We start from the raw sequence: 26,942 nt of genomic DNA on the forward strand, positions 1-26,942 counted from the left end.
GCTTCGGCTTCGGCTTCGGCTTCGGCTTCGGCTTCGGCTTCGGCTTCGGCTTCGGCTTCGGCTTCGGCTTCGGCTTCGGCTTCGGCTTCGGAAACTACGTCGTTCGGCTGGTCAGCCGCGTCAAGGGGCTTACTATCCGGTTGATCCGTGGCTTCAGTTTCGACGTTGTCGGCAATATCTTCCGACTTAGGGTCTTTCTCCGGCTCCTGATCGGATTTCTTTTTACCAGCCACCGTCACATTCCCCTTATCGATTCCAAAAAATCCTGAACAACAGACCTGACCAAGTTAATCCGTGCTCTCTTTTCCCTCAACCCGCATCGCGTGTTTCACAAGCTTTTTCACGGCTTTCCGCATTTTCCCGGGCGTCGGTTGTTTCGCAACCTTCAGCCGGGCATAGTCCAATGCATAAAGCGGTTCAGCCGTCGCTTCGCTGATTGCCGCTAGCCATAAAGGGGCAGAACCGGACCAGATATCGGCAAATTGTCGCGCCGAGCGGGGGGAAAACAACGGCGCAATGACCGGATCATCGTTGTGCGCAATTTCCTCGGCCTCGGACGACAGCGGCAGCAGCTTTTGCTGATAGACCGGCTGCTCATGCACGGTCAGGCCGGATTCGGTCAGCCGCTCGGCGATATTGCCCCGGCTGTGTTCGCCCCGAATGTGCAGCAATGGGGTCTGCGGCCTGATTTGCAGCAGATTTCCCATCAATTCCTCTGCCGTCTGCCCCGCCATCCGGGCAGTCCATCCTGCGGACAGGGCCGCGGACGTTGTTGCGGGACCGACGCAAAAGGCGGGAAGGTTCCGCGTTACGCCCAGCGACGCCGCTGCATTGACCCCGTTTGCGGAGGTGAAGATCAACCCGCGCATTCCCTTTGTGTCAACCTGAACGGCAAGCGGCCTGATATCCAGAATCGGGGAGTAAATCACTTGAACCCGCGATCTGACGCGGTTTGGCAACTGCGCAACAAACCTTTCGGATGCGGCATGAGGGCGGGTCATCAACAAATACAACTATCGGCGCCTTCGGCCTTGGGATTGTTTGCGTCCGCGCAGGGTGATACCCCGCTTTGCAATCATGATGCAACGGATCAGGCCAATGGTGCAAACACTTACCGTTCTGGGGCTGGAAAGCAGCTGCGACGATACGGCCGCCGCCGTGGTGCGCCAGACCGAGGGTGCGCGGGCCGAAATCCTGTCCTCTGTCGTGCATGGCCAGACAGAGCTTCACAGCGCCTTTGGCGGCGTCGTGCCGGAAATCGCCGCGCGGGCCCATGCTGAAAAGCTGGATGTTTGCGTGGCGCAGGCCCTGAACGAATCCGGCCTGAACCTTCGCGATATGGACGCGATTGCGGTGACCGCCGGCCCGGGACTGATTGGCGGGGTAATCTCAGGTGTCATGTGCGCCAAGGGGTTGAGTGCTGCAACAGGCATACCCCTGATTGGGGTCAACCACCTTGCCGGGCATGCCCTGACACCGCGCCTGACGGACAGCATTGCATTTCCTTACCTGATGCTTCTGGTGTCGGGCGGGCATTGCCAATATTTGATCTCCCATGGCACGGAGCATTTCACCCGTCTGGGCGGCACGATCGATGACGCGCCAGGGGAAGCGTTCGACAAGACCGCCCGATTGCTGGGACTGCCGCAACCCGGCGGCCCCTCGGTCGAGGCTGAAGCCCGTATGGGCAACCCGGACCGGTTCCGCTTTCCCCGGCCCTTGCTGGATCGTCCGGGCTGTGATCTGTCATTCTCGGGCCTGAAAACCGCATTGATGCGCATGCGGGACCAGATCGTAAGTGAAAAAGGAGGCCTGACCCTTCAGGACCGCGCCGACCTGTGCGCGGGCTTCCAACAGGCCGTAGTCGATACTCTGGCGGAGAAGACCCGTCGGGCGATTACCCACTATCTCGGCGAAAAGCCATCTGAACCTGTCATTGCAGTGGCAGGGGGTGTCGCGGCCAACAGGGCAATTCGGGCAGCGTTAGAGACTGTTTCCGCGGAAACCGGCGCCCGGTTCACGGCACCCCCAATGAACCTGTGCACGGACAACGCGGCCATGATCGCCTATGCCGGGCTGGAACGGTTCCGCAGTGGCGCACTTGATGGAATGGACCTGACCGCCCGCCCGCGGTGGCCATTGGACCAAACCAGCCCGGCCATGCTGGGAAGTGGCAAGAAGGGCGCCAAAGCATGAGCGTTTCGGTCCTAGGCTCCGGCGCGTTTGGTACAGCGCTGGCCGTGTCACTTGCCGGGAATGGGCCTGTGACGCTGTGGTCGCACTCGCAGGATCAGGCGCGGGCCATGCAGGACGGGCGCGAGAACGCGAAACGCCTTCCCGGCATTCAGCTCGGCCCGAATATCGCCGTGACGTCGGATATCAAAGTCGCTGCCGGCAACGATGTTCTGTTGCTGGCCGTACCCATGCAGCAGCTTCGCGCAGTCATCACGGAACATGCACCTTTGTTGCGGCACAAGACGCTTGTAGCCTGCTGCAAGGGGATTGAACTGACAACCGGGCTTGGACCGGTTTCGGTCACCCGCCAGACCGCCCGCGATGCAAGACCCGCTTTGCTGACCGGTCCCAGCTTTGCCGACGACATCGCGCGCGGCTTGCCCACTGCGCTGACACTGGCCTGCGATGAGGATGAATCGGGCCAGCACCTGCAACACGCGCTTACAACGACCAACCTGCGCCTGTATCGGACAACTGATCTGATCGGCGCCGAATTGGGTGGGGCGCTAAAGAACGTGATGGCCATCGGTTGCGGGGCCTGTATCGGCGCCGGTCTTGGCGACAGTGCTCGCGCGGCGCTGATGACACGGGGGTTCGCGGAAATGCAGCGCTTCGCGGCCATGCGCGGCGCACGGCCCGAGACCTTGATGGGCCTGTCGGGATTGGGGGATCTGGTCCTGACATGTTCATCCGAGTTGTCGCGAAACTATCGTTTTGGCCTTAGTTTGGGTCGAAACGAAAGTTTCGACCCCGGAACAACAGTGGAAGGTGTGGCCACCGCAAAAGCCATGTCCGACATTGCCCGGGCCGAGGGGCTGGACATGCCCATCAGTACAACAGTGGCGGAACTCAGCCATGGTGAATACAGTGTAACCAAGGCGATTCAATCGCTGCTCAATCGCCCTTTGAAGGAGGAATAATATGCTGATCGCTCTGATCGCCCGCGACAAGGACGGGGCGCTGCAAACGCGGCTGGACAATCGTAGTGCGCACCTGGCCTATATCGAAGAAACCGGCGTTGTGGCACAGGCCGGTCCGCTTCTGAACGGCGACGCGATGATTGGTTCGCTGATCATTCTGGAAGTTGAAGATCTGGCGGCCGCGCAAAGCTGGGCCGACAACGACCCCTATGCCAAAGCCGGGTTGTTCAAATCGGTCGAACTGGTTCCCTGGAAGAAGGTCATTGGCTGATGGCGTATTGGCTGTTCAAATCCGAACCTTCCACCTGGAGCTGGGATCAACAGGTCGCCAAGGGCGAGACGGGCGAGGAATGGGACGGCGTGCGCAACTACCAGGCCCGCAATTTCATGCGTCAGATGGCCTTAGGCGATCGCGGCTTTTTCTATCATTCACAGAAGGACAAGGCCATTGTTGGCATCGTCGAAGTCTGTGCCGAGGCGCACCCCGATAGCACAACAGATGACGACCGGTGGGAATGTGTAGATATCAAAGCCGTTCGCCCTTTCGAGACTGCAGTCACACTGGATCAGATCAAGTCGGATGAGCGTCTGGCCGAAATGGTTTTGGTCAAAAACTCCCGACTTTCCGTGCAACCGGTCACGGAATCGGAATGGGACGCCATTTGCGCGTTGGGGCAAACCCGCCCTGATTGAAACGCTTCTTGGGCCTAAACCTTCTCAAGCGACCTCCAAAATGCTATAACCCAATGGAATTCGCCTGTTGGGGGCATCTCGGTTGTGGTTTTGGCGATACCTTAATTTCTGGTGTTGTTTGTTCATAGTTTGATCTTGTTCGAAAGTCTGAGCCCATGTCTGACGCCAGAGGCAGTACTGGGAAGTCCAAGCCGCGAAACCCAAAAAATTGGGAGGCGCGACTTGAAGAGGCGCGAAAGCAGCGGCGGAAGGCGCTGGCGCGTACGAATGGGTCAGCCCCCAGGAATGGCGTAGCCAAAATTCCAACTGTCGCACGATCAAAGGATATTGCGCAGGCAATCCCGGAACCTGCGCCCGATCCAGCGGTTTCGGAACCTGTCCATCCGGAAGTTCGACCAAATAAGAAACGCAATCGCGGCACGACAAGGCTCCTGCTTGTTGTGCTTATCGCAATGACATGCGGCGCGGCCCTGCAATGGGGCGGCGCCAAGGTCACCACCAAATGGTCTCAGGCTGCTGAAGATGAAGCCATTCTGGACGCGGCGCTGGGCGATCCCGATTTGCCCGCTGAGGTTGCTGCCCCCGAGAATGAGCCTCCGGTCAGGATTGCCGCACCGGACACTATTGCAACTGAACCGCCGGCCTCCCGAAAAAAGGTGTACCCGCGAAGCCAAGTGGCCAGCATCAACCTTCCCGGAGCGGAACTGATGCCCCTTCAACGAGGGAGCCCTGCCTTTTCCAACAATGTGGCGCGGCCGGACCCCAAGCTGACTGCCCTGTCTGAAGAAGCGCAAAGCGTGCCTGCGCCTCAGGAAGACCTGAGTCCCCCGGCCGATCAAGTCGAAGCAGTCGCGGTCGAAGCCCCGGTCGTCGAAGACGCCATTGTAGAAGCTGCTGTTATCCAAGACGCAGTTGTTGAAGACCCAGTGGTTCAAGACGCAGTTGCCGAAGATGCAGTAACCCCAGACGCAGTTATCGATGATGCTGAAATTGCAAAAGCAGAGGTTGAAAGCCTGCCCGATGAACCGCAGGTCAGCTTGGTGGCGTTAAACCCTGATCCGCCAGTCAGCACGATTGTCGAGCCTGCATTGCCCGATGAAGTACTGCCTGACTTAAAACCGGAACTGGATATCGAGGTCGCGCTGATTGTGCCGACCCGAGTGTCAGAGGATGCGCGAAACGTGGCGCTGAAAGTTCTGGCCGACGGTGAAGCCAATGTGGTGGCGTCAGCCCGGGTGGGATATTCGGTCAAGGAAACCCAGGTTCGGTTCTATCACCCGAACGATGCGGAAATGGCGGCACTGACTGCGAAAGCCCTGGGAGCAATTTCCCGAGACTTTACGGATTCCAACGTGAAAACCAGGCCCGGACGCATTGAGGTGTATCTGGCTGGACGTGGCGGCGGCAGCAGCAAAAGCGACGGCGACGAAAAACAAACCAGATTTGACCAGTTCATCGCCCGCCTGTTGGGCGGCGCAAACTAAAATATGCGGGAAGGTTCCGACGATGCAGAACCTTCCCTACCCCACGTGCTCCCAACTCACCACACGTGTATAGAATTCTTGGCTCTGACCGTCCTGGTCCTGAACTGAACCTACCCGGTTTCTTGCAGGTCGTTCAACAATCAAGTGTTTAGAATATAAGTAAAACTAAGCACACCCGCCGTAAGATCAGCGGGTGTCGATTCCCGTTCAGGCGCAATCAGATTCGGAATCCGGGATCAGCCGTAGACCGACTCTTTGCCGAAATGCTTGGTCAGCATGTAATAGACGACAGCACGGTATTTGTTGCGCTCGGACATGCCATAGGTTTCCATGGCCTTGTTGATCGCTTCCATCAGTTCCGGACCATCGGGCAGGCCAAGTTTCTTGATCAGGAAATTGTTTTTGACTGTTTCCAGCTCGCTTTCCTGGCTGGCAGCCACGGTCGCGGCGTCTGCGTCATAAATGGCGGGACCACATCCAATCGTAACCTTGGTCAGCAGGTCCATGTCCGGGTCCATGCCGCATTTGGATTTCAGGTCATCGGCATACTTGGCGATCAGGTCGTCGCGTTTTCCCATTTTCGTCTCCTGTTAGATGTTCATGTCCTGTCCATTCAGCACAGCACATACGGTAGCGGGCGCGGAGATTTGCACAAAGGGGAAAAAACCGCGCTTTCCCCCCTAAGGTAAACGCCATTGGATGAGCAGGGGTTGATCGAAACGCTGCTTTAATTTAACTTATCTGTTAAATAATGAAAGCGGAGGTAGCAATGACCGTATCCCTGCCAAACGAAAGTTCCGAATATCGCAATGCCAGGAATGCTTTGTTGACGGCTGAAACCGAGCTAAGAGCGCAGATCGAATCCGTCGCCGCCATGCGACGCGGCCTGCCAAAAGGCGGGCAAGTTCCAGACGACTATGCGTTCAGGTCGCTGGACGGTGAAACCGCGAAGATGTCTTCATTGTTTGGGGAACATGACACACTTGCCATCTATTCTCTGATGTACGGGCCGAATGCCACCAGCCCTTGCCCGATGTGTTCGGCATTTCTGGATGGGCTGAACGGGCAAGTCACCCATATCCGAAGGAAAATATCGATTCTGGTCGTAGCCGAGAATACGCCTCAGAAGCTGGCAGCGTTAAAGACGCAGATGGGCTGGAATGACCTGCCCTTGTTTTCAGCGCTTGGTACGGGATACCAGCGTGACTATCTGGCTGAAACGGAAGACGGTAATCAACTGCCGATCCTGAACGTGTTTCAACGGGATCAGGACGGTATTCATCATTTTTGGGGATCCGAGCTGTTCTTTGAGCCCAGCGACTGGCATCCGCGTCACATAGATGCGGCATGGCCGCTTTGGAACATCCTTGATTTCACACCGCAGGGTCGTGGAGATTTCATGCCGCCACTGCGCTGAAACAAAAAACGGCGGCCGGATCGACCGCCGTTTTCCTGAGTTTCACTGCAATCAGTAGCGGTAATGTTCGGGCTTGTAGGGGCCTTCCGGCTTTACGCCGATATACGCCGCCTGCTCGCTGTCCATCTGGGTCAGCTTCACACCGATCCGGTCCAGATGCAGGCGGGCAACCTTCTCATCCAGATGCTTGGGCAGGATGTAGACCTCGTTATTGTACTTATCACCCTTGGTGAACAGTTCGATCTGCGCCAGAACCTGGTTGGTGAACGACGCCGACATCACGAAGGAGGGGTGCCCGGTCGCGTTGCCGAGGTTCAGCAGACGGCCTTCGGACAGCAGGATGATGCGGTTGCCCGAAGGCATCTCGATCATGTCCACCTGTTCCTTGATGTTGGTCCATTTGTGGTTCTTCAGGCTGGCCACCTGAATTTCGTTGTCAAAGTGACCGATGTTACCAACGATGGCCATGTCTTTCATCTCGCGCATATGCTCGATGCGGATCACGTCCTTGTTGCCAGTGGTAGTGATGAAGATATCGGCGCTGGTGACTTCGTCTTCCAGGAGGGTGACTTCAAAGCCGTCCATAGCAGCCTGTAGGGCGCAGATCGGATCAACTTCGGTCACTTTCACACGAGCACCGGCACCACGCAGCGAGGCCGCCGAGCCTTTGCCCACGTCGCCATAACCGCAGACAACGGCAACCTTACCGGCCATCATGGTGTCAGTGGCGCGACGAATACCGTCGACCAGCGATTCCTTGCAGCCATATTTGTTGTCGAACTTCGACTTGGTGACCGAGTCGTTCACGTTGATCGCCGGGAACGGCAGATGGCCGTCTTTCACCAGCTGATACAGGCGGTTCACGCCAGTAGTGGTTTCTTCCGACACGCCCTGGATCTGGTCGCGCATCTTGGTGAACCAGCCCGGGCTTGCTGCCATGCGCTTGGCGATCTGCTTCTTGATCACCTCTTCCTCTTCGGAAGACGGCACAGGGATGATGTCCTCACCCGCTTCGGCACGGGCACCCAGCAGGATGTACAGCGTCGCATCGCCGCCATCGTCCAGGATCATGTTAGGGCCATCTTCGAACAGGAAGGATTTGTCCAGATAATCCCAGTGCTCTTCCAGTGTCTGCCCCTTGATGGCGAAGACGGGGATACCCGCCTCGGCAATCGCGGCGGCTGCGTGATCCTGGGTCGAGAAGATGTTGCACGATGCCCAGCGCACATCGGCGCCCAGCGCAACCAGCGTTTCGATAAGAACGCCGGTCTGAATGGTCATGTGCAGCGAACCGACAATGCGCGCACCGTTCAGCGGCTTGGCTTCGCCATATTCCGCACGCAGGGCCATCAGGCCCGGCATCTCGGTTTCGGCAATATCCAGCTCCTTGCGGCCAAACCCGGCCAATGAAATGTCTTTGACGATATAGTCCCCGGCCATAAGGTGCTCCACTCCGGTAAATCATGATCCGGAGTGCCCTAGCATTCCTTTATGCAGGTGGCAACTTGGATAGCCGGAAACAGGGAGTTATGCCGTCAAATTCAGCTTGGCGTACCCTCAGGCTTGATAATCGGGATCGCCTCGAAGAAATCTGTGCCAACGGCGACAATACAGGTAATGCCATTGGCCTGTGTCACCAGAACGGTATAGCTGCCTGTTTCCTTTGAGGTCCAGACCTCCATGACCGATTGCGCACCGCGCGATTTCTGCAGACCACCAAAGGCGAGTTCCTCGGCATATTTGTCCTGCAGATTGGAAATCACGTGTTCGCGCACTGCGCAGCTTTGGGCCAACACCGGCGGCGCTGTCGCGGCCATGCCGAATGTCAGGGCTATTGAGAACAATCGCTTGAACATGACAAGCTCCTTTCGTTACGGGTTTCGCTACGAGAGGGGCACACCGGGAGGAGCGCGTGCCCCCCTCAGTTCATTATGTCGGGATTGACCGTCATTCCTTCAAAGCACGAATGCTCAAGAAAACGTTGGCAGCCAGTGATCCAGACAGGTACATCATACCCTAAAAATGAGGCGCAATCGCGGCGGGTCGCGAGAGGTATGGTATAATGGCAACACAACCCCGGGCATGGCAGAGGATGCTGTCAGGTCGGCGTCTGGATCTGCTGGATCCGACGCCCGTGGACATCGAAATCGAAGATATTGCCCACGGACTTGCGTTTGTGGCCCGCTGGAACGGGCAGACGGACGGGGATTTCGCCTATTCCGTGGCCGAACATTCGCTTTTGGTCGAAGAGTTATTCGGCCGGATTGTCCCCAAGGCGCCGGCAAAATGGCGGCTGGCTGCTTTGTTACATGATGCGCCCGAATACGTGATCGGAGATATGATTTCCCCGGTAAAATCTGCCGTGGGTCCGGATTACGGCGCGCTGGATGATCGACTGGCTGCGGCCATCCACATCCGGTTCGGCCTGCCTGCCGAGGTGCCGAAAACAGTGAAGCGGCAGATCAAAAAGGCCGACAAGATCAGCGCCTGGATGGAGGCAACCCAGATCGCGGGGTTTTCCGAGGCTGAGGCGACGAAGTTCTTTGGGCGACCGGATAGGGCGGTCATAGAAGGTTTGGAAATCCGGTTGCGCCCGCCGGTTGAGGTTCGGCGGGCGTATTCTGCGCGTCACGAGGAACTTTTAAAGAAACTGTAGCCCAAATCCCCGTATTCCACCTGGAACTTCAAGGGAAAGTGTCAGGTTCTCCAAACTGGTTTAAACCACTCTCGCTTGGCTGAATGTAGAAGTAGATCAAAACCAAGGTTCCGATCAGCGGAATGAAGGCAATCAATAACCACCAAGCGGTTCGCCCGATGTCGTGCAAACGTCTGGCCCCGATCGCCACATTGGGAAGCAACAGCCCAAGTGACACCAAAACTGAAAGCGGCTGGCCCGCGCTCGGTTCAAACGCGCCAAATCCAAGCATCGGCGCGATCAATGCACCATCGACAATTCGCGTCACCAAAAGAACAAGAAATACGGCCAGGACCCACCACCAAAAGGTCGCGCGCGAAGCGCGACCGTGGAAGTTGGCGTAATTTGACAGTGCCCGCCGAAATGCCGTCGAAAGATTATTCATGCCGCCCTCCGCAATTGGGCGGTATTCACATATCACTTTTTCTTGTTATTTGATATGCAGCCGTCTGTGCGGCCGCCGACAAACCTATACGTACGCGCCCGCCGAATAAGTCAGTTCGTACGAGTGGCTATAAAGTTCAAATACGTTCCCAAACGGGTCTTCCATGTAGACCATTCGATAAGGCTTTTCGCCAGGATAGTATTTTCGGATCTGGCTCATGCGTTGTTTTCCGCCTAACTCTTCTATGATCTTAACCCGCTCTTCCAGATTGGCGTCTTGCACGCAGAAATGAAAAAGACCGCGACGCCAATACTCAAACGGCCGTTCCTCTTCGATCGTGTTCGGAAACTCAAAGAGTTCAATGCCGGTTCCATCCCCCATCGACAGGTGGGCAATGCGGAATGAACCCCAGCCTTCACCAAAAACATCGTCACACATCTGGCCTATGGCGCTGTCGTCATGCAGCACTTCGGTGGGTTCCATGAGGACATAAAGCCCAAAGGCCTTGGAGTAGAACTCGACCGCTTTTTCAAGGTCCGGAACGGTTATTCCGATGTGGGAAAATGTTAGTGCAGACATCTTTGGAAACTCCTCGTTCAACAGCAAACAAGAGGAAGGGTATCAGCAGCCCTTGCCAATACCTTCCTAAATAGTGCGCTTGTTTGAGTTTCCACATCCAGAGAAGGGAGAATGCCAGCTTAGGTTCGATCTTAACGCGGGCTGCGCTTCGCCAAAATCCGCTGCAATGTCCGGCGGTGCATGTTCAGCCGCCGTGCAGTCTCGGATACGTTCCGGTCGCACAGTTCATACACCCGCTGGATATGCTCCCAGCGGACGCGGTCCGCGCTCATGGGGTTTTCCGGCGGCGGGGGCAGTTCGTCGCCCTTGGCCAGCAATGCGTTGGTGATGTCGGTTGCATCGGCAGGTTTCGACAAATAGTCGGTCGCGCCGATCTTGACGGCTGCAACAGCCGTCGCAATCGCACCGTACCCAGTCAGAACAACAACCCGGCTGTCCGGGCGTTTTTCTCGCAGCACTTCGACCACATCCAACCCATTGCCATCTTCGAGCCGCAGATCGACAACCGCATAGGCGGGGGGCCGAGCGGTGGAAATGGCGCGGCCTGCGGCGACGGAACCTGCGGTTTCAACCTCGAATCCGCGTTTTTCCATGGCTTTGGCCAGACGTCTCAGGAACGGCTCGTCATCATCGACCAGAAGCAGTGATTTATCGGGCCCGATATCATACTGAGGACTGTCCGCCATATTCCGCTCTTTCCGCTGTTTCCTGCCTTCGGCCTAGCACTAAGTCATAGCAGCGCCATGACAAAGGTCAAACCGATCACGTCTGATCCAGAAAGCAGCCGACCTTGTCAGCAATCTGCTCCGCAGTGTCGTCACGTTTGAAAAACTCAAGGAACCCGTCCTCGGGCGTGACCAGATAGGTGAAGGTCGAGTGGTCGACTAGGTAATACTCGTCACTTTTGTCCTGCGCCTTGTAATAGGTCTTGTAGGCCTTGCTGGCGGCCTTGACCTGTTCGGGCGAGCCGGTCAGCGCGATCATCCGTTCATGCAGGTTAAAGGCATAATCCCCGACCACTTCGGGCGTGTCGCGGTCCGGGTCGATCGAGATGAACAGGGGTGTCACGGACTGCCCGCGCTCGGCCAGGATGTCGATCGCTTCGGCATTGCGTGACATGTCAAAGGGGCAGACATCGGGGCAGAACGTATAACCGAAATAGACCAGTGTCGGTTCGGTGATCACGTCCTTGTCGGTGACAGTAGCGCCATGCGCGTTCACCAGTTCAAACGGTCCGCCAATGGCTGCTGCGCCGCCGGCGATCTGGCTGGACCGGCATTGGGCAAACTTGTCGCCCGACCCTGAACCCTGCACCAGCAGCCAGACGGTGCCCAATCCAACGGCAAGAATGACGGTAGCGAGAATGGCGTAAAGGCGGATCATGACGTTATCCTGATACCAGAGGGGTTATTGATCGTTTCGGTCGGGACACCTATCAACATGAGGAACCGGTGCAATAGGACATAATTGACCCATGGCAGATTCCAACATCACATTTTGGCATGGTCAGGAACGCAGCAGCTGGATCCGGTTGCGCACCCTGATACTGTTGCGCTGGGTCGCCATCGTCGGACAGATCACGGCGATCACCGTGGCGCAGCAAACCTATCATGTGCAGCTCGAGGCCGGTTTGTGCTACCTGGCCATAGGCGTTTCGGTCATGGGCAACCTGACCGCCATTCTTCTGTTTCCCCGCAGCAAACGCCTGTCGGAGTTTGAGAACTTTCTGATGGTGCTGTTCGATCTGCTGCAGCTGGCCTTCCTGTTGTACCTGACCGGCGGGCTGAACAATCCGTTCGCCTTGCTGCTGGTCGGCCCGGTGACGATCTCGGCCAGTGTCATGAGCACCCGTTCCACCCTGATTGTCGGGGCCGTGGCAATCGTCCTGACCACACTGCTGGCCGAGTTTCATCTACCCTTGCGCACCAATCTGGGGCTCGAATTGCGAATCCCCGATATCCTGCTGTTCGGCAACTGGGCGGCGATCGTGATCGCAATCGTTTTTCTTGGCGCGTATTCGCACCGGGTCAGTTCCGAAGTGCAGTCCATGTCCGAGGCGCTTTCGGCCACGCATATGGCCCTGGCGCGTGAACAAAAACTAACGGATCTGGGGGGTGTCGTGGCTGCCGCGGCGCATGAGCTGGGTACGCCGCTTGCCACGATCAAACTGACCAGTTCCGAGCTTTTTGAAGAGCTCGACGACAGGCCGGATCTCAAAGAAGACGCCGCCCTGATCCGCGAACAGGCCAACCGGTGCCGCGATATTCTGCGCAATATGGGTCGGGCAGGCAAAGACGACCTGCATCTGCGCCAAGCGCCGCTTTCGACCGTCACTTTTGAAGCGGCCGAGCCACATATCAACCGGGGCAAACAAGTGCATTTTGCCGAAGGTCCGGCGCAGGGTGGCGATGTCCAGCAGCCCTCGATCCTGCGAAAACCCGAGATCATCCACGGATTGCGCAACCTGATTCAGAACGCCGTGGATTTCGCCCGCGCCAATGTCTGGGTCGAGGCCGAGTGGACCGAAGACAGGATTTCCGTCAACATCATGGATGACGGGCGCGGATACCCCTCGCAGATGATCGGACGCATCGGTGATCCGTTCATGCGGCGGCGCAGGACCGAAACCGATCAGCGGGCCCGACCGGAATACGAAGGGATGGGCCTGGGTCTGTTCATCGCGAAAACCCTGCTGGAACGGAGCGGGGCGGAGCTGGAATTTGCCAACGGTTCCGACCCCTACCAGTCGCTGACCGACAATCCCGAACGGCGGGGTGCCATCGTCAAAGTATCGTGGCCGCGCAACCTGATTGACGCGCAGACCGGGGATACGCCGGTACCGTCCGGGCTCAACCAGCCGATCGAGGTGTGAGTTAAGAAACCGTTAACCAATCAAGACCATAGTACGGCCCAACTTTACTGGTGTCGGAGATCAAATGGCCGACTGGATCATTCTTGTCGCAATCAGCCTGGTTTCATCCTGTTTCGCGGTGCAGTGGCTGTTGCCCCGCAAAGCGCAATACGATGCCAGTTTCGGGCTGGCTTCGCCTTCGTCTTTGTTCGACACCGTCTTCCTGTTTGACGAAAGTCGCCTGATCAGCCACTCGGACATCGCTTTGACAGGGTTCGACAAAGTCGCCGAGTGGGGCGATCTGCGCCGGTTGCTGCATCGGGATTTCCCAAGCTTTCCCGAAACGCCGGATTGCGTCCGAAGCGCCGGGACGCTGGTGGTCCCGGCGATCGATTGCACGGTCGGGCGCGAGGTGGTGTGTGAATGGATCGACGGCGTTGTGCGGGTTCAGTTGCGGGAACAGTGCAATGCCGCCACCCATGTAAGACGCGACGCCAATGACCCGATCCGACTTGCCATGGACCAGGCCCCCTATCCGGTTTGGCTGCTGGATCATCAGGCCAGCGTCCGGTGGTGCAACGCAGCCTATGTTTCACTGGTTCGAAAAGTACGCGGACAGGATGCCGATTTGACAGACCCTCTGTTTCAAGCGCTGGCCGACGATACGCGCCTGAATACCAGGATCCGGGTTTCTGCAGACGTCAAAGAAAGTGACAGCAAACTTTGGTTCGATTTGACGCTGGTCGATCACGCCGAAGGGCGGCTGTGCTATGCCGTTGACATAAACGCCATTGTCGCCGCCGAAAACACGCAGCGCAAATTCGTTCAGACGATGACCAAGACCTTTGCCCAGCTGTCCATCGGTCTGGTCATCTTCGACCGCAACCGGCAACTGGCCCTGTTCAATCCGGCCCTGATCGACCTGACCACCCTGCCCCCGGATTTCCTGAGTTGCCGCCCCAGCCTGTCAAGTTTCTTTGACCGCCTGCGCGATCAACACATGATGCCCGAACCCAAGAATTACCGCAGCTGGCGCCGCCAGATGAATGATCTTCTGGAAGCCGCCGAGGACGGGAATTATCAGGAAACATGGTCTTTGCCCTCCGGGTCCGTCTATTCGGTCAGCGGGCGACCTCATCCTGACGGGGCAGTTGCGTTTCTGTTCGAGGATATCACCGCGGAAATCACGTTGACCCGAAGGTTCCGTTCGGAAATGGACCTGATGCAATCGATCCTGGACAAGCTTGCAGATGCAATTGCGGTGTTTGCCGATGACGGGACGCTGGCCTGCACGAATGATGCCTATCGCGTGTTGTGGCAGGACACAGGGCAGACCGGGTTCGAACAGGAATCCGTTCTTGAGGTCACACGGAGATGGCAACAACGCTGTGCTGCAACGCCCTTGCTGGGCGAGATCCGTGATTTTGTTGAAATGCGAGACAATCGGGCCGAATGGTCCGGCGAGCTGTTCATGCGCGACGGAACGCACATCCTTTGCACCGTCAGTCCGATGCAAAATGGCGCAACCATCGTGCGCTTTGCGGACGGGAAAACCGTCAGCAAGCCTATGGTGCGACAACAGATCAGCGCCTGAACCGGGTTGCAGCCGAACGGGCGCAGGTTCATTGTGGCGCCATGACACGAACCCTACTCTCGATCACCTTGAATTCGCCGGAAGAAACTGCGGATTTCGCAACCCGGGTCGCAACCGGCTTGGCGCCGGGCGACACCCTGTTGCTGGAAGGTGAGATTGGCGGCGGCAAGACTCATTTTGCCCGCAGTCTGATCCAGTCCTTGATGGATGTACCCGAAGACGTACCCTCGCCGACTTTCACGCTGGTTCAGGCCTATGACACCCCGGCCGGAGAAATCTGGCATTGCGATCTGTATCGGATAAGTGCCGTTGAAGAGATTGAGGAGCTAGGCCTGACCGAGGCATTCGACACTGCAATCTGCCTGATCGAATGGCCCGAGAAACTGGGTCCGCTTATGCCTGACGCGGCCCTTGCGTTGAAATTTCGCACCGACCCTGATTTACCCGACACAAGACACCTGACCCTGTCCTGGTCCGACCCGAAATGGGCACCCAAACTGGAGACCGCCGCATGACCAACCGCGCAGTGCTGGCCAAAGCACTGATTGAGCAAACACCCTGGGCCAACGCCTCACGCGCAGCATTGGCAGGTGATGCGTCCAATCGCCTTTATGAACGCCTGACAGACCCGGATACCGGGCGCACGGCCGTGTTCATGGACGCCCCGCCGGACAAGGCCGAAGATGTCGCACAATTCGTGCGCGTCGCGGAATATCTGCGGTCAAACGGTCTGAACGCACCCGAAATCTATGCCGAAGACATGGAATTCGGGTTTCTGCTGCTCGAGGATCTGGGCGACGATCTGTTTGCCCGTGTTCTGGAAAAGAATCCCAAACAGGAACTTGCCTTGTACGAGGCCGCAACCGACGTTCTGATCCATCTTCACAACGCGCCGACACTGTCTTTGCCGTCTTACGGGCCTTCGCTGATGACCGAGCTGGCCGCGTTGTCCTTTACCAAATATGCACAAGGCATTCTGGGGGCGCATGACGAAGACGCGCGCGACCTGTTTGAACGCCGGTTCCAGGATATTCTGCACCGCGAAACTTCGGGCGCGAAAGTGGTTGTGTTGCGGGACTATCATGCAGAAAACCTGATCTGGATGCCAGATCGGGACGGTTTGCACAAAGTGGGTTTGCTGGACTTCCAGACCGCAATGCTGGGCCATCCCGCCTACGATCTGATGTCGCTGTTGCAGGATGTGCGCCGTACAGTCTCGCCGGGCACTGAAATGCGCATGGTCAACCGGTACATCGCCGCAACCGGAATGGATGATCACGATTTCCGCACCGCGTACAGCGTTCTGGGGGCACAGCGGAACCTGCGCATTCTGGGCGGGTTCGCGCGTCTGGCGACCGAATATGGCAAACCGCACTATGTCGATCTGATCCCGGCCACGTGGTCGCATCTGATGCGGGACCTCGAGCACCCGGCGCTGGTATCAGTGGCTGATCTGCTACGCGAATCCCTGCCTGCGCCGACACCCGAAAACCTGGCCAGGCTAAGACCGCAATGACCCGACCGCCCGAAGCTGTCATGCTGTTCGCCGCCGGGTTTGGCACCCGTATGGGGGCATTGACCAAAGACCGGCCAAAACCGCTGATCGAAGTTGCCGGCAAACCGCTGATCGATCACGCATTGGGTCTGGTTAACGATCTTGGCCCCCAGCGTGTCGTTGCGAATCTGCACTATCATGCGGATCAACTCACGGCGCACCTGGCTCCTCGGGGGGTTTTATTGTCACGGGAATCGCCCGAAATATTGGAAACCGGTGGCGGATTGCGGGCGGCTTTGCCTTTGTTAGGGCCTGATCCGGTCTTTACTCTGAACACCGATGCAATCTGGTCGGGGCCGAACCCGCTGACATTGCTGCGCGCGGCATGGAACCCTGACCTGATGGACGCGCTATTGATGTGTATCCCGATCGTGCAGACAATCGGACATTCAGGATCGGGCGATTTTGCGGCAGACGAAGCAGGGCGCATCACGCGCGGCGGAGGGCTGGTATATGGGGGTGCTCAGATCCTTCGAACGGACGGTTTGCACGGGTTTCAGCAACCGGCTTTTTCGCTGAACCTGTTGTGGGATCAGATGCAACAGCGGGATCGCCTGTTCGCTCTGACCTATCCCGGTCGCTGGTGCGACGTTGGCCGCCCCGAAGGCATCGCAATGGCCGAAGGGTTGCTGGACAATGTTTGAACCCGGCATCCTGCCCCGTGTTTTTGCGGTTCCGCCCGGGGCAGACTTTCCAAAAGTGCTGGTGCAGGGATTAAGGGCGCGCGGCGCGGAACACGCGCCTGAAGCGCTGGCGCGGGTGCAGATGGTGGTGAATACCCGCCGCATGGCCCGCCGCGTGCGAGACTTGTTTGATCAGGGACCGCCCTGCCTGTTGCCAAGAATCTCGCTGGTGACAGATCTGGGGGAATCGGTTGATCTGGCGCAGGTGCCTCCGGCCATTCCGGCGCTGCGTCGGCGACTGGAACTGACCCAGCTGGTGGCGAAACTGCTGGACCAACAACCCGATCTGGCGGCAAGGTCTTCGGTCTTCGATCTGGCGGACAGTCTGGCCAGCCTGATCGACGAAATGCAGGGCGAAGGCGTTTCGCCCGACGCCATCCGGCAACTGGATGTCAGTGACATGTCCGGCCATTGGGCGCGCGCGCAGCAATTCTTTGGCATCGCCGATCGATTCATCAACACAGGCGAAGACGTCCTAGCCGCGCAGGCACGGCAACGGCGCGTCGTCAATAACCTGATTGACCGCTGGCGGAACGACCCACCCGAACACCCCATCATTCTTGCCGGTTCAACCGGATCGCGTGGCACGACCCTGATGCTGATGGAAGCCGTCGCAAGGTTGCCACAAGGCGCGCTGATCCTTCCGGGCTTCGATTTTGATCAACCGAATGAAGTCTGGGAAGGACTTGATGAGGCGCTGACCTCGGAAGATCACCCCCAGTTTCGGTTTCGAAAGCTGATGACTCTGCTGGGTCTGACACCCGGCCAAATCACCAGTTGGACCGCCGACCAGCCACCCTCACCCGCGCGCAACAAGCTGATTTCACTGGCATTACGCCCGGCACCGATCACCGACGCGTGGATGACAGAAGGTCCGCGACTGACCGATCTGGCCGGTGCAACACGGGGTTTGACCCTTGTCGAGGCCGCATCCCCCCGGGCCGAAGCATTGGCCATCGCGCTGCGGTTGCGCGAGGCAGCGGAAACCGGCCAGACCGCCGCCCTGATCACACCTGACCGAATGCTGACCCGTCAGGTCAGTGCTGCGCTGGACCGCTGGAACATCCTGCCGGATGACAGCGCCGGCCTGCCCCTGCAACTGTCGCCGCCCGGCCGGTTTCTACGCCACGTTGCCGGCTTGTTCGTCAGACGGCTTGAGGGTGAGGCCCTCCTCACCCTGCTGAAACACCCACTGTGTCATGACGGCGCCGAGCGAGGGGTGCATTTGCTCCATACCCGCGATCTGGAACTGGATCTGCGGCGGTACGGCCCGCCGTTCCCCGACAGTACCAGCCTGAGCGCATTTGCGATCCGCAAGGATGTTTCGGACGACTGGGTGCGCTGGGTCACCACTCATTTCTGCGATCAGGTGGTTGCAGGTGAGCGTCCGTTGGCGGAATGGGTGGAAAACCTGCGCGCACTTGCCGAAGCGATTTCTGCGGGCAGTACGGGCGACCCAGGCACACTATGGGACAAGAACGCTGGCCAAAAGGCCTTGTCTGTTTTGACCGCGCTGGAGAACGAGGCCCCATATGGCGGCCAGATGAACGCCCATGATTTTGCCGATCTTCTGGGCGCGTTGCTGGCAACGGAAGAGGTGCGCGACCGGGACGCGCCGCACCCTCATATCATGATCTGGGGCACGCTGGAGGCGCGCGTGCAAGGCGCTGACCTGCTGATCCTTGGCGGGTTGAACGAAGGCAGCTGGCCCGAGGCCGCCGCCCCTGATCCGTGGTTGAACCGGCAGATGCGCAGTCAGGCTGGTATGCTGCTGCCCGAGCGTCGCATTGGACTGTCAGCCCATGATTTCCAGCAGGCTGTTGGCGCGCCCGAAGTGTGGCTGACCCGGGCAACAAGGTCAGATGACGCGGAAACCGTCCCGTCGCGCTGGCTGAACCGCCTGACCAACCTGTTGCAGGGCCTGCCGGATCAGGGTGGGCCCGATGCCCTGTCCGAAATGCGGGCGCGCGGAAAGGGGTATCTGCGTTGGAGCGAAACGCTGGAACGCGCGCCCGATATCGCTTCGGCGCATCGCCCCTCACCACGCCCCCCGGTTTCCGCACGTCCGCGCCGTTTGAGCGTCACCGAAATCAAGCGGCTGATCCGCGATCCTTATGCCATATACGCCAAACACGTGCTGCGGCTGAGGCCGCTGGACCCACTGGTACAGGCTCCGGACGCGTTGTTGCGCGGCATTGTCATTCACGAAATCCTGGAGCATTTCATCGAAGACAGTGTTCTGGATTCCGCCTTGCTGACGCGCGAGAATTTCCTCAAACGCGCAGCGACGTTGCTGGACCGGCACGTCGCGTGGCCGACTGCGCGGAAACTTTGGCTGGCGCGTCTGGAAAGGATCGCCGACGCATTCCTGCTTGCCGAAACCGGGCGGCGAAGCGATGGCGGACCAGTGGCCTTCGAAACGGCAATGAAGCTGGTTCTTGCACCGCTGGACTTCACGATCGCCGGGCGCGCCGACAGGATTGATCGCAACAGCCGCGGCGCCCTGCGCATCATCGACTACAAAACCGGTGTGCCGCCGACCGAAAGCCAACAGGCCAAATTCGACAAACAGCTTCTCATCGAGGCCGCAATGGCCGAGCAGGGCGGCATCGAAGGATTCGACCCCTTGCCAGTGGCCGAGGCGGCGTTCATCGGTATGGGCGGCACCTACAAAGAGGTGCCCGCGCCGCTGGCCAAGGAACCTGCCGACAAGGTTCTGGCCGAGCTGAAAGAGCTCATTTCAGCTTATTTAGAGCCTGATCAGGGCTTCTCGTCGCGCCGGATGCTGCACAAGGACACTGATATTGGCGACTATGATCATCTGGCGCGGTTCGGGGAATGGGATCGCACTGACGAAACGGTGCCCGAGGACCTGACATGAAAGCCCGCAACGATGCAACCGAACGGCAGGTGCAGGCCGCGCGACCCGATGCCTCGACCTGGCTTGCGGCCAACGCGGGGTCCGGCAAGACGCGGGTTTTGACCGACCGGGTGGCGCGGTTGCTGCTAGGCGGCGTGCAGCCGCAGCATATCCTGTGCCTGACCTACACCAAGGCCGCCGCCAGCGAGATGCAGAACCGGTTGTTCAAACGCCTTGGCGAATGGGCGATGTTGGGCGATTCGCAGTTGTTGGCGCAACTGACCGAACTGGGGGTTCCGGGCATCATTGACCCCGGGCGGCTGGCGCAGGCCAGAACCCTGTTCGCGCGTGCCATCGAAACACCTGGCGGGTTGAAGATACAGACGATCCACTCATTCTGCGCATCGCTTCTGCGGCGCTTCCCGCTTGAGGCTGGCGTCAGCCCCCAGTTTGCCGAAATGGAAGACCGCGCAGCCGCCCTTTTGCGGGAAGAAATCATCGAGGACTTCGCAGAAGGTCCACAATCCGGGTTGGTCGAAGACATTGCCCGGTTTGTCACGGATACTGGTTTCGACAAGTTGACGGCCGCCATCACGCAAAAGAGGAACCTGTTTTCTCATCCTCTGAATTGGGACGCGCTGCTGAAACGCTTTGACCTGCCGCCTGGTTTCGACGACGACGCCCTGTCGCGCAGCGTCTTTCTGGGCGGTGAGGTCGAGCTGATCCAGTCACTACTGCCTGCGTTGATCGAAAGTGGCGGCAACAATGCCAAGGCGGCGGCCAAGCTTACAGGATTCACCGAGGCGCGGATTGGGCATCTGCCGCTACTGGAATCCGTTTTGCTGACGGGAAAAGGCGCAAAAGAGCCCTTTACCGCCAAAACCAACAGCTTCCCGACCAAGGCCCTGCGCGAGGGCGCCCTTGCGGACCGGACGCCACAGCTTGAGGCGCTGATGCTGCGTGTCGAAGCCGCGCGGGAAAAGCGGCTGGCATTGACGGCGGCGCAGAAATCGCGGGTTCTGCATCGTTTCGCAGCCGCGTTTCTGCCGGAGTACGAAAGACGCAAGCAATTGCGCGGCTGGCTGGACTTTGATGACCTGATCCTGCGCGCGCGCCAAGTGCTGAACGATCCTGCCGTGGCGGAATGGGTGTTGTATCGATTGGATGGCGGCATCGACCATATCCTTGTGGACGAGGCACAGGACACAAGCCCGGATCAATGGGATGTGGTTGAAAAACTGGCACAGGAATTCACCAGCGGGGAAGGGGCCCGGTCCGGGGTCGAACGTACGATTTTTGTAGTCGGTGACAAGAAACAGTCGATCTATTCATTTCAGGGCGCCGACCCGCAGGCCTTTGACCGGATGCAGGCAGAATTTGGGCGAAAACTCCAGGAATCAGGCTCTAAACTGTGGGATTCCACACTTGAATTCTCGTTCCGGTCCTCCAGCGCCATTCTGACGCTGGTCGATATCCTGTTTAAAAACAAGACAGATGCAGGGTTTCACAAGGACTCGCTGCACCGCGCCTTCAAGACAGATCTTCCCGGTCGCGTCGATCTGTGGCCGGTCGTGGAAAAGGTCGAGGATGAAGAGGACGGCGACTGGACCGATCCGGTCGACCGGCCCGGCGCACGCCATCACACAGTCATTCTGGCGGAACAGGTGGCACATTCGATCAAGGGCATGATCGAAAGTGGTGAAACCATTCCGGAAGATGGCGAAGACCCAGGCAGCTTTGTACGTCGACGGATTGAACCGGGCGATTTCCTGATCCTGGTGCAGCGCCGCTCGGACCTGTTTGCCGAAATTATCCGCGCCTGCAAGGCACAGGGCTTGCCCATCGCCGGAGCAGATCGGCTGAAGGTCGGGGCGGAACTGGCGGTCAGGGACCTTGCCGCGTTGCTGAGTTTTTTGGCCACGCCCGAAGACAGCCTGTCACTGGCCACGGTTCTGAAATCCCCGTTGTTTGGATGGTCGGAACAGCAGCTTTTTGATCTGGCGCACCGCCGGTCCGAGGAGTTTCTGTGGGCAGCGCTTCGCAGGCGGGCAGATGAGTTTCCCGAAACCTGTGCCGTTTTGAACGATCTTCGGGCTCAGATCGACTTTCTGCGCCCCTTTGACCTGATCGAGCGTATCCTTACGCGCCATGACGGACGGCGCAAACTGCTGGGCCGTCTGGGGGCCGAAGCCGAGGACGGTATCAACGCGCTGTTGTCGCAGGCGCTGGCCTATGAGCGGACGGATATTCCCAGCCTGACCGGATTTCTGGTCTGGATGCAGACCGACGATCTGGAAATCAAGCGCCAGATGAGCGGTGTGGGCAACATGATCCGCGTTATGACCGTTCATGGCTCAAAAGGGCTGGAAGCCCCAATCGTGATCCTGCCGGACACCGGCAAGCGACAGCCGCCACGAGATGCCGAGATCATGGTCTCGGATGATTTGCCCTTGTGGAAAGTCCCCTCGGACGCCTCGCCTGTGCTGATCTCGCAGGCGCGAAACACGGCTCGGGAACGGGAAGAAAACGAACGGCTGAGATTGCTCTATGTGGCTCTGACTCGGGCTGAAAAGTGGCTGATAGTGGCTGCGGCCGGCGATGTGGGGCCGACGGATGGCAGTTGGTATCAGATGGTCAAGGGCGCAATGGAACAGGCGGGCGCCACCCGGCTGCCGGGAACAGACACACTCAGGTTGGCGCATGGCGACTGGGACGGACTGGCTCTGACGGAACAGGAGCAGTACGCGGCAAGCACAACGGACTTGCCGCAGATGTTTCTGCAGCCCGCCGGGGAAGCACCCAAAACAGCGGAGACAATAAGCCCTTCTGATCTGGGCGGTGCCAAGGCTTTACCCGGTGATGCTGGTCTGGACGAAGACGCCGCCAAGCTGCGCGGAACGCAATTGCATATGCTGTTCGAACACCTTCCATCCGTTTCTCAGGAACGCTGGGCTCAGCTTTGCGCCCGCCTTTTGCCTGATATGCACGAAGCGGAGAGGCTGGAGCTGATGGCAGAGGCAACGCGCGTGCTGACCTGCGACCGGCTATCCTTGGTGTTTGCGCCAGATACATTGGCCGAAGTTCCGATCTCGGGCGAATTGAACGGCCAACGGATGCACGGTGTCATTGACCGTCTTATCGTGACGGAAGCCGAAGTTCAGGCGATTGATTTCAAATCGAATTTCACTGTCCCTGACACTGCAGAGCAATGCCCCGAAGGCCTGTTGCGCCAAATGGGCGCCTATGCCTGCGCGCTGTCGCAGATTTATCCCGGGCGCACCATCCGTACCGCGATCCTTTGGACCCGGACCGCCCGGCTCATGTGGCTGCCACACGATCTTGTGACAGATGCTCTGACCCGCTCCCGCGTATCTTGACGTTGCCTGCATCGGCCCCTACGTTCTCAGCCCGAGTTTACCCCATTCAGGAGACAGAATATGTCGACCGTTGCCGTTACTGACGAGACCTTTGACGCCGAAGTCAAGAATTCGGATATCCCCGTTGTAGTAGATTTCTGGGCAGAATGGTGCGGACCCTGCAAGCAGATCGGTCCGGCCCTGGAAGAACTGGCTGCAGAATATGGCGGCAAGGTAAAAATTGCCAAAGTTGACGTGGACAGCAACCCGAACGCTGCCGCCGCCATGGGCGTACGAGGTATTCCGGCCCTGTTCATTTTCAAGGACGGTCAGGTGGTATCCAACCGCGCTGGTGCGGCACCGAAGGCGGCGCTGCAAAGCTGGATCGACGAATCCATCTGACCCTGTGAATTTCGGCAGAAGACGCCCCGTTTCCGCGGGGCGTTTTTTTTGGCCATCTGGTTAGAAGGGGCTGCGAATTTACCAGTATTCCCTGGACTGCCCGACATCGCACGACTGGATATTTGACCCAAGCCCCGCAACTGTCACCAAAGGGCCATTGCACAACACCTGCATCACTTGTCCTTACCTGAAAGGGCGTATTTCAATGCGTTAGCGCATCCGGTTTTCAGGGTGCCCTGGCCAAAAGTCTGACAGGAGGGTCGTCAAATATGGCAAAAACTCGGGTTCTGGTTGAATTCGGCATGGGGACGTCTTTGCGGCGCAAGGACTATACCGAGGCTGCGTTGCGGGCCATCAAGGATGCATTGTGGCACAACTCCGTCAATATGGCCGAGCTATTTGATTTCCCAAAGCAAGCAATGATCATCGATGCGCAAATCGGTGTGCAGCAGCCAGACAAGGTCGACACCCAGGTTCTTAAAGACGTGTTCCCTTACGGGCAGCCCAATATCACGGTGACGCATGGCGGTCTGGACATCGACAAACCGCATTCCGATGGCTGCGCGGTCATCGCCAATGCGGCCGTCATCGTTTCCTTCGATATGGAGCCCGCGCAATGACCGAAAAACGCATCATTCTGGAAATGGGAACCGGAAATGACCTGTACGGTCAGGATTACACAAAGGCTGCGCGCCGGGCGGTTCAGGACGCGTTGCATCATTCTTCGATCACGCTGTTTTCTAAGTTGGGTATCGATCACTCGGAAATGCGGGTCCAGGTGACAATCGGCGTTCAGAACCCAGATCTGGTGGATTGCGATCTGGTCGCCGCCGATCTGCCCCGGGGGCGGGCGCAGGTGCGCGCCGTCAAGGGCGGACTGGATATCGAAGACAGCGGCGCCGGCACCCGGCACGTTGTTGCAACCGCCGCCATCGAGGCCTTTTTACCGGATCAGTCGGGAAAGTTCGTGCAGTCCTGAAAAAGAAAAAAGCCGCTCGGTCGAGCGGCTCATCTCATGGTCTGACTTGCTTTGAAATCAGAGGTTTTTGATGTCGGCGCGGGTCAGGCCGATATCATCCAGCTGGGCGTCGGACAGAACTGACAGCGCCTTGCGGGTCTTGCGGGATTCGTTCCACTGTGCGGCAGCTTCGAAAGCTCCGGTGAATGCGTCCACTACGTGCAGGATGGTAGCTGCTCCGAGCGGCGCATGGATGTTTGCGGTGGTTGCCATTTGCGCATTCCTTCTAACAGAAACAGCCGACCCGTTGTCGGTTGTGATCCTCATCTAGTATGCCTGGCACGGACTCACAAATGCTGGTCTGGTAAACCCGCAATGCATTTTGTGCATATCAATTAGGCACTTCGGGAAGCGGTTGCGCAAAACATCAGCGCAGCCCATATATGAGCCCGAACAACAAACGGAGGCTTTCATGGCGGACAGCGACTTTCCCGGATGGCACGGCACAACGATCATCGGCGTCAAAAAGGGTGGAAAGGTTGTCATTGCCGGTGACGGGCAGGTCAGTCTGGGGCAGACCGTGATCAAGGGAACGGCCCGCAAGGTACGCCGTCTGTCACCGGGCGGGTTCGAGATTGTGGCAGGCTTTGCCGGTTCCACCGCAGATGCATTTACCCTGCTCGAGCGGCTGGAAACCAAGCTTGAGGCGACGCCGGGCCAGCTGGCGCGCGCCTCGGTCGAGCTTGCCAAGGACTGGCGGACAGACAAATACCTGCAGAAGCTCGAGGCGATGCTGATTGTCACCGACGGCAAGGATCTGTTCGTGATTACCGGGGCAGGGGATGTGCTTGAGCCTGAACACAACGTGGCAGCCATTGGATCAGGCGGAAATTTCGCTCTGGCCGCTGCGCGCGCGATGATGGACAGCGACAAGTCGGCGGAAGACGTCGCCCGGCAATCCATGGCGATTGCGGCGGACATTTGTGTGTACACCAACGGCAAGCTGACAGTTGAAACGATCTCAGGCTAACAGGGCCGAGATCTCTTTCCCCTTCCAGCGGCGGTGCATTCCGATCAGGCCCAATATCGCGGCAATGACCACGATGTAGTAGGGCACGCGGATGTCGATGCTCATCAAGCCACCGCCGACCAGAGACATGATCCCTCCGGCCAGGCAGAATACTGCGGTGGTCACGCCCATGACCCAGCCCTGATCCGTTTCGCTGACCGATGACGAGAACAGGCCCAGCATGGTCGGATAGGCCACGCCGAACAGGAAGTAGAAGAAGAACACCGGCACATAGCTGAATACACCGCTGGGGCTGAACGCAAAGGCAATGCCACAGATGATCATGACCACAAGTGATGTGTAGATAATGCTGTGTTTGCTGAATCTCTCCTGTGCAGGTTTCACAAGGAACGTGCTAGAGAACGCCAGCGCAAAGCCGATAACCACCATCGCCATACTGCCTCCAATCACGCCATAGCCGAAAGCGCTGGTCAGGAAATTGTCCACGAACACATAAAACGTGACGTTGGCGATCATGAAGAACGAATAGACCGGAAGGATCTTCAACACCATGGGATGCCCGCGGACCGCGATCAGGCTGTCGGTGACGTCACGGGGACGGAAGACAAAGGCCGTGCGTTCGGTTCTTGTGTCCTTGAAATAGAACAGCACCAGGAAAATCGCGATCAACACCAGAACGAAGGCTCCATAGAACGGCGTTTTGAGTGTAGCCGCAACACCCAACAGAGCAGCATCCGAAAGAACCGCACCAATGATCGGGCCGCCCACCAGACCAAAGCTGACGCCGGTCACGATATAGCCCATGTTTCGGTCCCGGTCCGCCGCATCCGTACTGCCGTCAATCATTGCCGCCTGTGCAATGGGCTGGTTTCCGGCGGTAAAGCCGGTGATCGACCGGCCGGCAATCAGCAGCAGCAAACTGTTGAGGTAAAGCGCCGCGATGGTGATGGCGTACCCCGCAAGCGCTCCGCTCAGACAAACCAGCAACGCGTTCTTGCGCCCGATCGAATCCGAGACTTTGGACACGTAGACAACGCCCAGAAACCAGGACAGGAAAAAGCAGCCAATCACCAGGCCATAGTAGAAATGCCGCCGACCGGCCGGCGTACTTTCCGGCAGAAACCCGGACTTCGTCTCCATGATCAGTGAGTTGATGATGGGAAAGACCAGTCCCTGTCCGATCAGATCTACAAATACAACAAACAACAATGTAATTTTGGCAATCTTCGTCATGCAACCCGCCTC

Annotated in this window: 28 protein-coding genes and 1 pseudogene; 18 read left to right on the plus strand and 11 right to left on the minus strand. The window is 58.3% G+C overall.

The genetic code is table 11. From position 1 onward, the window contains the following. Both ACR0JW_RS18860 and ACR0JW_RS18865 read right to left on the minus strand, forming a co-directional pair. A pseudogene (locus ACR0JW_RS18860) lies at positions 1-233 on the minus strand (hypothetical protein); the annotation flags it as partial. A 54-nt stretch (positions 234-287) separates the two neighbouring features. Then, positions 288-929: a uroporphyrinogen-III synthase gene (locus ACR0JW_RS18865; protein WP_480714303.1), complete on the minus strand. Its 642-nt coding sequence runs from the start codon at positions 927-929 to the stop codon at positions 288-290. Positions 930-1,098: 169 nt separating this feature from the next. Here ACR0JW_RS18865 and tsaD point away from each other — a divergent pair, with 169 nt between their 5' ends. The 5 genes from tsaD (at position 1,099) to ACR0JW_RS18890 (ending at position 5,332) form a co-directional block, all read left to right on the plus strand. Then, positions 1,099-2,196: a tRNA (adenosine(37)-N6)-threonylcarbamoyltransferase complex transferase subunit TsaD gene (gene tsaD, locus ACR0JW_RS18870; protein WP_170680057.1), complete on the plus strand. Its 1,098-nt coding sequence runs from the start codon at positions 1,099-1,101 to the stop codon at positions 2,194-2,196. Beyond that, positions 2,193-3,155, plus strand: coding sequence for an NAD(P)H-dependent glycerol-3-phosphate dehydrogenase (locus ACR0JW_RS18875; protein WP_170612839.1), 963 nt, complete (start codon positions 2,193-2,195; stop codon positions 3,153-3,155). The genes tsaD and ACR0JW_RS18875 overlap by 4 nt, the downstream gene beginning before the upstream one ends. Position 3,156: 1 nt before the next feature. Further along, positions 3,157-3,426, plus strand: coding sequence for a YciI family protein (locus ACR0JW_RS18880; RefSeq protein ID WP_170680059.1), 270 nt, complete (start codon positions 3,157-3,159; stop codon positions 3,424-3,426). Beyond that, the gene (locus tag ACR0JW_RS18885) at positions 3,426-3,848 is read left to right on the plus strand and encodes an EVE domain-containing protein (RefSeq protein ID WP_170680070.1); all 423 of its coding nucleotides are present in this window, start codon (positions 3,426-3,428) and stop codon (positions 3,846-3,848) included. The genes ACR0JW_RS18880 and ACR0JW_RS18885 overlap by 1 nt, the downstream gene beginning before the upstream one ends. 440 nt (positions 3,849-4,288) lie before the next feature. After that, a complete protein-coding gene (locus ACR0JW_RS18890) occupies positions 4,289-5,332 on the plus strand; it encodes a ribonuclease E domain-containing protein (protein WP_170680072.1) in 1,044 nt (347 codons plus the stop codon). A 236-nt stretch (positions 5,333-5,568) separates the two neighbouring features. Here the strand turns inward: ACR0JW_RS18890 and ACR0JW_RS18895 are convergent, their stop codons facing one another. Continuing rightward, positions 5,569-5,910: a DUF2853 family protein gene (locus tag ACR0JW_RS18895; RefSeq protein ID WP_170612831.1), complete on the minus strand. Its 342-nt coding sequence runs from the start codon at positions 5,908-5,910 to the stop codon at positions 5,569-5,571. Between the two features lie 191 nt (positions 5,911-6,101). Here ACR0JW_RS18895 and ACR0JW_RS18900 point away from each other — a divergent pair, with 191 nt between their 5' ends. Continuing rightward, entirely contained in the window at positions 6,102-6,749 is a 648-nt protein-coding gene (locus ACR0JW_RS18900) for a DUF899 family protein (RefSeq protein ID WP_170680074.1), read from the plus strand. Positions 6,750-6,800: 51 nt separating this feature from the next. Here the strand turns inward: ACR0JW_RS18900 and ahcY are convergent, their stop codons facing one another. Both ahcY and ACR0JW_RS18910 read right to left on the minus strand, forming a co-directional pair. Next, the gene (gene ahcY / locus ACR0JW_RS18905) at positions 6,801-8,189 is read right to left on the minus strand and encodes an adenosylhomocysteinase (RefSeq protein ID WP_170680076.1); all 1,389 of its coding nucleotides are present in this window, start codon (positions 8,187-8,189) and stop codon (positions 6,801-6,803) included. A 101-nt stretch (positions 8,190-8,290) separates the two neighbouring features. After that, on the minus strand, positions 8,291-8,605 hold the full coding sequence (locus tag ACR0JW_RS18910) for a hypothetical protein (RefSeq protein WP_170612824.1): 315 nt from the start codon (positions 8,603-8,605) through the stop codon (positions 8,291-8,293). Between the two features lie 206 nt (positions 8,606-8,811). On the opposite strand from ACR0JW_RS18910, the gene ACR0JW_RS18915 reads away from it, so the two are divergent. Beyond that, positions 8,812-9,405 carry an HD domain-containing protein gene (locus ACR0JW_RS18915; RefSeq protein ID WP_170680079.1) on the plus strand — a complete coding sequence of 198 codons (594 nt, stop codon included), beginning with the start codon at positions 8,812-8,814 and terminating at the stop codon, positions 9,403-9,405. 28 nt (positions 9,406-9,433) lie between these two features. On the opposite strand, the gene ACR0JW_RS18920 is transcribed toward ACR0JW_RS18915, so the two are convergent. The 4 genes from ACR0JW_RS18920 to ACR0JW_RS18935 all read right to left on the minus strand — a co-directional run bounded on the left by ACR0JW_RS18920 (position 9,434) and on the right by ACR0JW_RS18935 (position 11,791). Beyond that, positions 9,434-9,829 (minus strand): DUF805 domain-containing protein, encoded by a 396-nt coding sequence (locus ACR0JW_RS18920; RefSeq protein WP_170612820.1) that lies wholly within the window; start codon positions 9,827-9,829, stop codon positions 9,434-9,436. An 84-nt stretch (positions 9,830-9,913) separates the two neighbouring features. Then, the gene (locus ACR0JW_RS18925) at positions 9,914-10,408 is read right to left on the minus strand and encodes a lactoylglutathione lyase family protein (protein ID WP_170612818.1); all 495 of its coding nucleotides are present in this window, start codon (positions 10,406-10,408) and stop codon (positions 9,914-9,916) included. 131 nt (positions 10,409-10,539) lie between these two features. Beyond that, complete coding sequence (locus ACR0JW_RS18930; protein ID WP_170612816.1) at positions 10,540-11,094, minus strand: ActR/PrrA/RegA family redox response regulator transcription factor; 555 nt, start codon at positions 11,092-11,094, stop codon at positions 10,540-10,542. Between the two features lie 76 nt (positions 11,095-11,170). Next, entirely contained in the window at positions 11,171-11,791 is a 621-nt protein-coding gene (locus tag ACR0JW_RS18935) for an SCO family protein (RefSeq protein ID WP_170612815.1), read from the minus strand. 91 nt (positions 11,792-11,882) lie between these two features. On the opposite strand from ACR0JW_RS18935, the gene regB reads away from it, so the two are divergent. The 10 genes from regB (at position 11,883) to ACR0JW_RS18985 (ending at position 24,688) form a co-directional block, all read left to right on the plus strand. Further along, the gene (gene regB / locus ACR0JW_RS18940; RefSeq protein WP_170680083.1) at positions 11,883-13,280 is read left to right on the plus strand and encodes a sensor histidine kinase RegB; all 1,398 of its coding nucleotides are present in this window, start codon (positions 11,883-11,885) and stop codon (positions 13,278-13,280) included. Between the two features lie 64 nt (positions 13,281-13,344). Beyond that, positions 13,345-14,853, plus strand: a complete 1,509-nt coding sequence (locus ACR0JW_RS18945; protein ID WP_480714304.1) for a PAS-domain containing protein — start codon at positions 13,345-13,347, stop codon at positions 14,851-14,853. A 41-nt stretch (positions 14,854-14,894) separates the two neighbouring features. After that, positions 14,895-15,368: a tRNA (adenosine(37)-N6)-threonylcarbamoyltransferase complex ATPase subunit type 1 TsaE gene (tsaE, locus tag ACR0JW_RS18950; protein ID WP_170824972.1), complete on the plus strand. Its 474-nt coding sequence runs from the start codon at positions 14,895-14,897 to the stop codon at positions 15,366-15,368. Then, entirely contained in the window at positions 15,365-16,369 is a 1,005-nt protein-coding gene (locus tag ACR0JW_RS18955) for a phosphotransferase (RefSeq protein ID WP_170680097.1), read from the plus strand. The genes tsaE and ACR0JW_RS18955 overlap by 4 nt, the downstream gene beginning before the upstream one ends. After that, positions 16,366-17,052 (plus strand): nucleotidyltransferase family protein, encoded by a 687-nt coding sequence (locus ACR0JW_RS18960; protein WP_480714305.1) that lies wholly within the window; start codon positions 16,366-16,368, stop codon positions 17,050-17,052. Before ACR0JW_RS18955 ends, ACR0JW_RS18960 begins: the two co-directional genes overlap by 4 nt. Next, positions 17,045-19,972 carry a double-strand break repair protein AddB gene (addB, locus tag ACR0JW_RS18965; protein ID WP_170680101.1) on the plus strand — a complete coding sequence of 976 codons (2,928 nt, stop codon included), beginning with the start codon at positions 17,045-17,047 and terminating at the stop codon, positions 19,970-19,972. The genes ACR0JW_RS18960 and addB overlap by 8 nt, the downstream gene beginning before the upstream one ends. Next, positions 19,969-23,328 carry a double-strand break repair helicase AddA gene (addA, locus tag ACR0JW_RS18970; protein ID WP_480714306.1) on the plus strand — a complete coding sequence of 1,120 codons (3,360 nt, stop codon included), beginning with the start codon at positions 19,969-19,971 and terminating at the stop codon, positions 23,326-23,328. Before addB ends, addA begins: the two co-directional genes overlap by 4 nt. A 60-nt stretch (positions 23,329-23,388) precedes the next feature. After that, a complete protein-coding gene (trxA, locus tag ACR0JW_RS18975; protein ID WP_170612799.1) occupies positions 23,389-23,709 on the plus strand; it encodes a thioredoxin in 321 nt (106 codons plus the stop codon). A 269-nt stretch (positions 23,710-23,978) separates the two neighbouring features. Continuing rightward, a complete protein-coding gene (locus ACR0JW_RS18980; protein WP_170680106.1) occupies positions 23,979-24,329 on the plus strand; it encodes a Lin0512 family protein in 351 nt (116 codons plus the stop codon). Further along, positions 24,326-24,688, plus strand: a complete 363-nt coding sequence (locus ACR0JW_RS18985; protein ID WP_170680108.1) for a Lin0512 family protein — start codon at positions 24,326-24,328, stop codon at positions 24,686-24,688. The genes ACR0JW_RS18980 and ACR0JW_RS18985 overlap by 4 nt, the downstream gene beginning before the upstream one ends. 57 nt (positions 24,689-24,745) lie before the next feature. On the opposite strand, the gene ACR0JW_RS18990 is transcribed toward ACR0JW_RS18985, so the two are convergent. After that, positions 24,746-24,940 carry a DUF1127 domain-containing protein gene (locus tag ACR0JW_RS18990; RefSeq protein ID WP_170612793.1) on the minus strand — a complete coding sequence of 65 codons (195 nt, stop codon included), beginning with the start codon at positions 24,938-24,940 and terminating at the stop codon, positions 24,746-24,748. Positions 24,941-25,139: 199 nt separating this feature from the next. On the opposite strand from ACR0JW_RS18990, the gene hslV reads away from it, so the two are divergent. Next, positions 25,140-25,697 carry an ATP-dependent protease subunit HslV gene (hslV, locus tag ACR0JW_RS18995; protein ID WP_170680110.1) on the plus strand — a complete coding sequence of 186 codons (558 nt, stop codon included), beginning with the start codon at positions 25,140-25,142 and terminating at the stop codon, positions 25,695-25,697. Here the strand turns inward: hslV and ACR0JW_RS19000 are convergent. Beyond that, complete coding sequence (locus tag ACR0JW_RS19000; RefSeq protein ID WP_480714307.1) at positions 25,689-26,930, minus strand: MFS transporter; 1,242 nt, start codon at positions 26,928-26,930, stop codon at positions 25,689-25,691. The two genes, hslV and ACR0JW_RS19000, sit on opposite strands and share 9 nt — an antisense overlap. Positions 26,931-26,942: the final 12 nt, after the last annotated feature.

This window comes from Ruegeria sp. BG6 (assembly GCF_056538465.1).

Excerpts from the sequence above, each read along its gene's own strand:
- tsaD (WP_170680057.1), top strand. The coding sequence starts at position 1,099 with ATGGTGCAAACACTTACCGTTCTGGGGCTGGAAAGCAGCTGCGACGAT.
- ACR0JW_RS18875 (WP_170612839.1), top strand. The coding sequence starts at position 2,193 with ATGAGCGTTTCGGTCCTAGGCTCCGGCGCGTTTGGTACAGCGCTGGCC.
- ACR0JW_RS18880 (WP_170680059.1), top strand. The coding sequence starts at position 3,157 with ATGCTGATCGCTCTGATCGCCCGCGACAAGGACGGGGCGCTGCAAACG.
- ACR0JW_RS18885 (WP_170680070.1), top strand. The coding sequence starts at position 3,426 with ATGGCGTATTGGCTGTTCAAATCCGAACCTTCCACCTGGAGCTGGGAT.
- ACR0JW_RS18895 (WP_170612831.1), bottom strand. The coding sequence starts at position 5,910 with ATGGGAAAACGCGACGACCTGATCGCCAAGTATGCCGATGACCTGAAA.
- ACR0JW_RS18900 (WP_170680074.1), top strand. The coding sequence starts at position 6,102 with ATGACCGTATCCCTGCCAAACGAAAGTTCCGAATATCGCAATGCCAGG.
- ahcY (WP_170680076.1), bottom strand. The coding sequence starts at position 8,189 with ATGGCCGGGGACTATATCGTCAAAGACATTTCATTGGCCGGGTTTGGC.
- ACR0JW_RS18910 (WP_170612824.1), bottom strand. The coding sequence starts at position 8,605 with ATGTTCAAGCGATTGTTCTCAATAGCCCTGACATTCGGCATGGCCGCG.
- ACR0JW_RS18915 (WP_170680079.1), top strand. The coding sequence starts at position 8,812 with ATGGCAACACAACCCCGGGCATGGCAGAGGATGCTGTCAGGTCGGCGT.
- ACR0JW_RS18920 (WP_170612820.1), bottom strand. The coding sequence starts at position 9,829 with ATGAATAATCTTTCGACGGCATTTCGGCGGGCACTGTCAAATTACGCC.
- ACR0JW_RS18925 (WP_170612818.1), bottom strand. The coding sequence starts at position 10,408 with ATGTCTGCACTAACATTTTCCCACATCGGAATAACCGTTCCGGACCTT.
- ACR0JW_RS18930 (WP_170612816.1), bottom strand. The coding sequence starts at position 11,094 with ATGGCGGACAGTCCTCAGTATGATATCGGGCCCGATAAATCACTGCTT.
- ACR0JW_RS18935 (WP_170612815.1), bottom strand. The coding sequence starts at position 11,791 with ATGATCCGCCTTTACGCCATTCTCGCTACCGTCATTCTTGCCGTTGGA.
- regB (WP_170680083.1), top strand. The coding sequence starts at position 11,883 with ATGGCAGATTCCAACATCACATTTTGGCATGGTCAGGAACGCAGCAGC.
- ACR0JW_RS18945 (WP_480714304.1), top strand. The coding sequence starts at position 13,345 with ATGGCCGACTGGATCATTCTTGTCGCAATCAGCCTGGTTTCATCCTGT.
- tsaE (WP_170824972.1), top strand. The coding sequence starts at position 14,895 with ATGACACGAACCCTACTCTCGATCACCTTGAATTCGCCGGAAGAAACT.
- ACR0JW_RS18955 (WP_170680097.1), top strand. The coding sequence starts at position 15,365 with ATGACCAACCGCGCAGTGCTGGCCAAAGCACTGATTGAGCAAACACCC.
- ACR0JW_RS18960 (WP_480714305.1), top strand. The coding sequence starts at position 16,366 with ATGACCCGACCGCCCGAAGCTGTCATGCTGTTCGCCGCCGGGTTTGGC.
- addB (WP_170680101.1), top strand. The coding sequence starts at position 17,045 with ATGTTTGAACCCGGCATCCTGCCCCGTGTTTTTGCGGTTCCGCCCGGG.
- addA (WP_480714306.1), top strand. The coding sequence starts at position 19,969 with ATGAAAGCCCGCAACGATGCAACCGAACGGCAGGTGCAGGCCGCGCGA.
- trxA (WP_170612799.1), top strand. The coding sequence starts at position 23,389 with ATGTCGACCGTTGCCGTTACTGACGAGACCTTTGACGCCGAAGTCAAG.
- ACR0JW_RS18980 (WP_170680106.1), top strand. The coding sequence starts at position 23,979 with ATGGCAAAAACTCGGGTTCTGGTTGAATTCGGCATGGGGACGTCTTTG.
- ACR0JW_RS18985 (WP_170680108.1), top strand. The coding sequence starts at position 24,326 with ATGACCGAAAAACGCATCATTCTGGAAATGGGAACCGGAAATGACCTG.
- ACR0JW_RS18990 (WP_170612793.1), bottom strand. The coding sequence starts at position 24,940 with ATGGCAACCACCGCAAACATCCATGCGCCGCTCGGAGCAGCTACCATC.
- hslV (WP_170680110.1), top strand. The coding sequence starts at position 25,140 with ATGGCGGACAGCGACTTTCCCGGATGGCACGGCACAACGATCATCGGC.
- ACR0JW_RS19000 (WP_480714307.1), bottom strand. The coding sequence starts at position 26,930 with ATGACGAAGATTGCCAAAATTACATTGTTGTTTGTTGTATTTGTAGAT.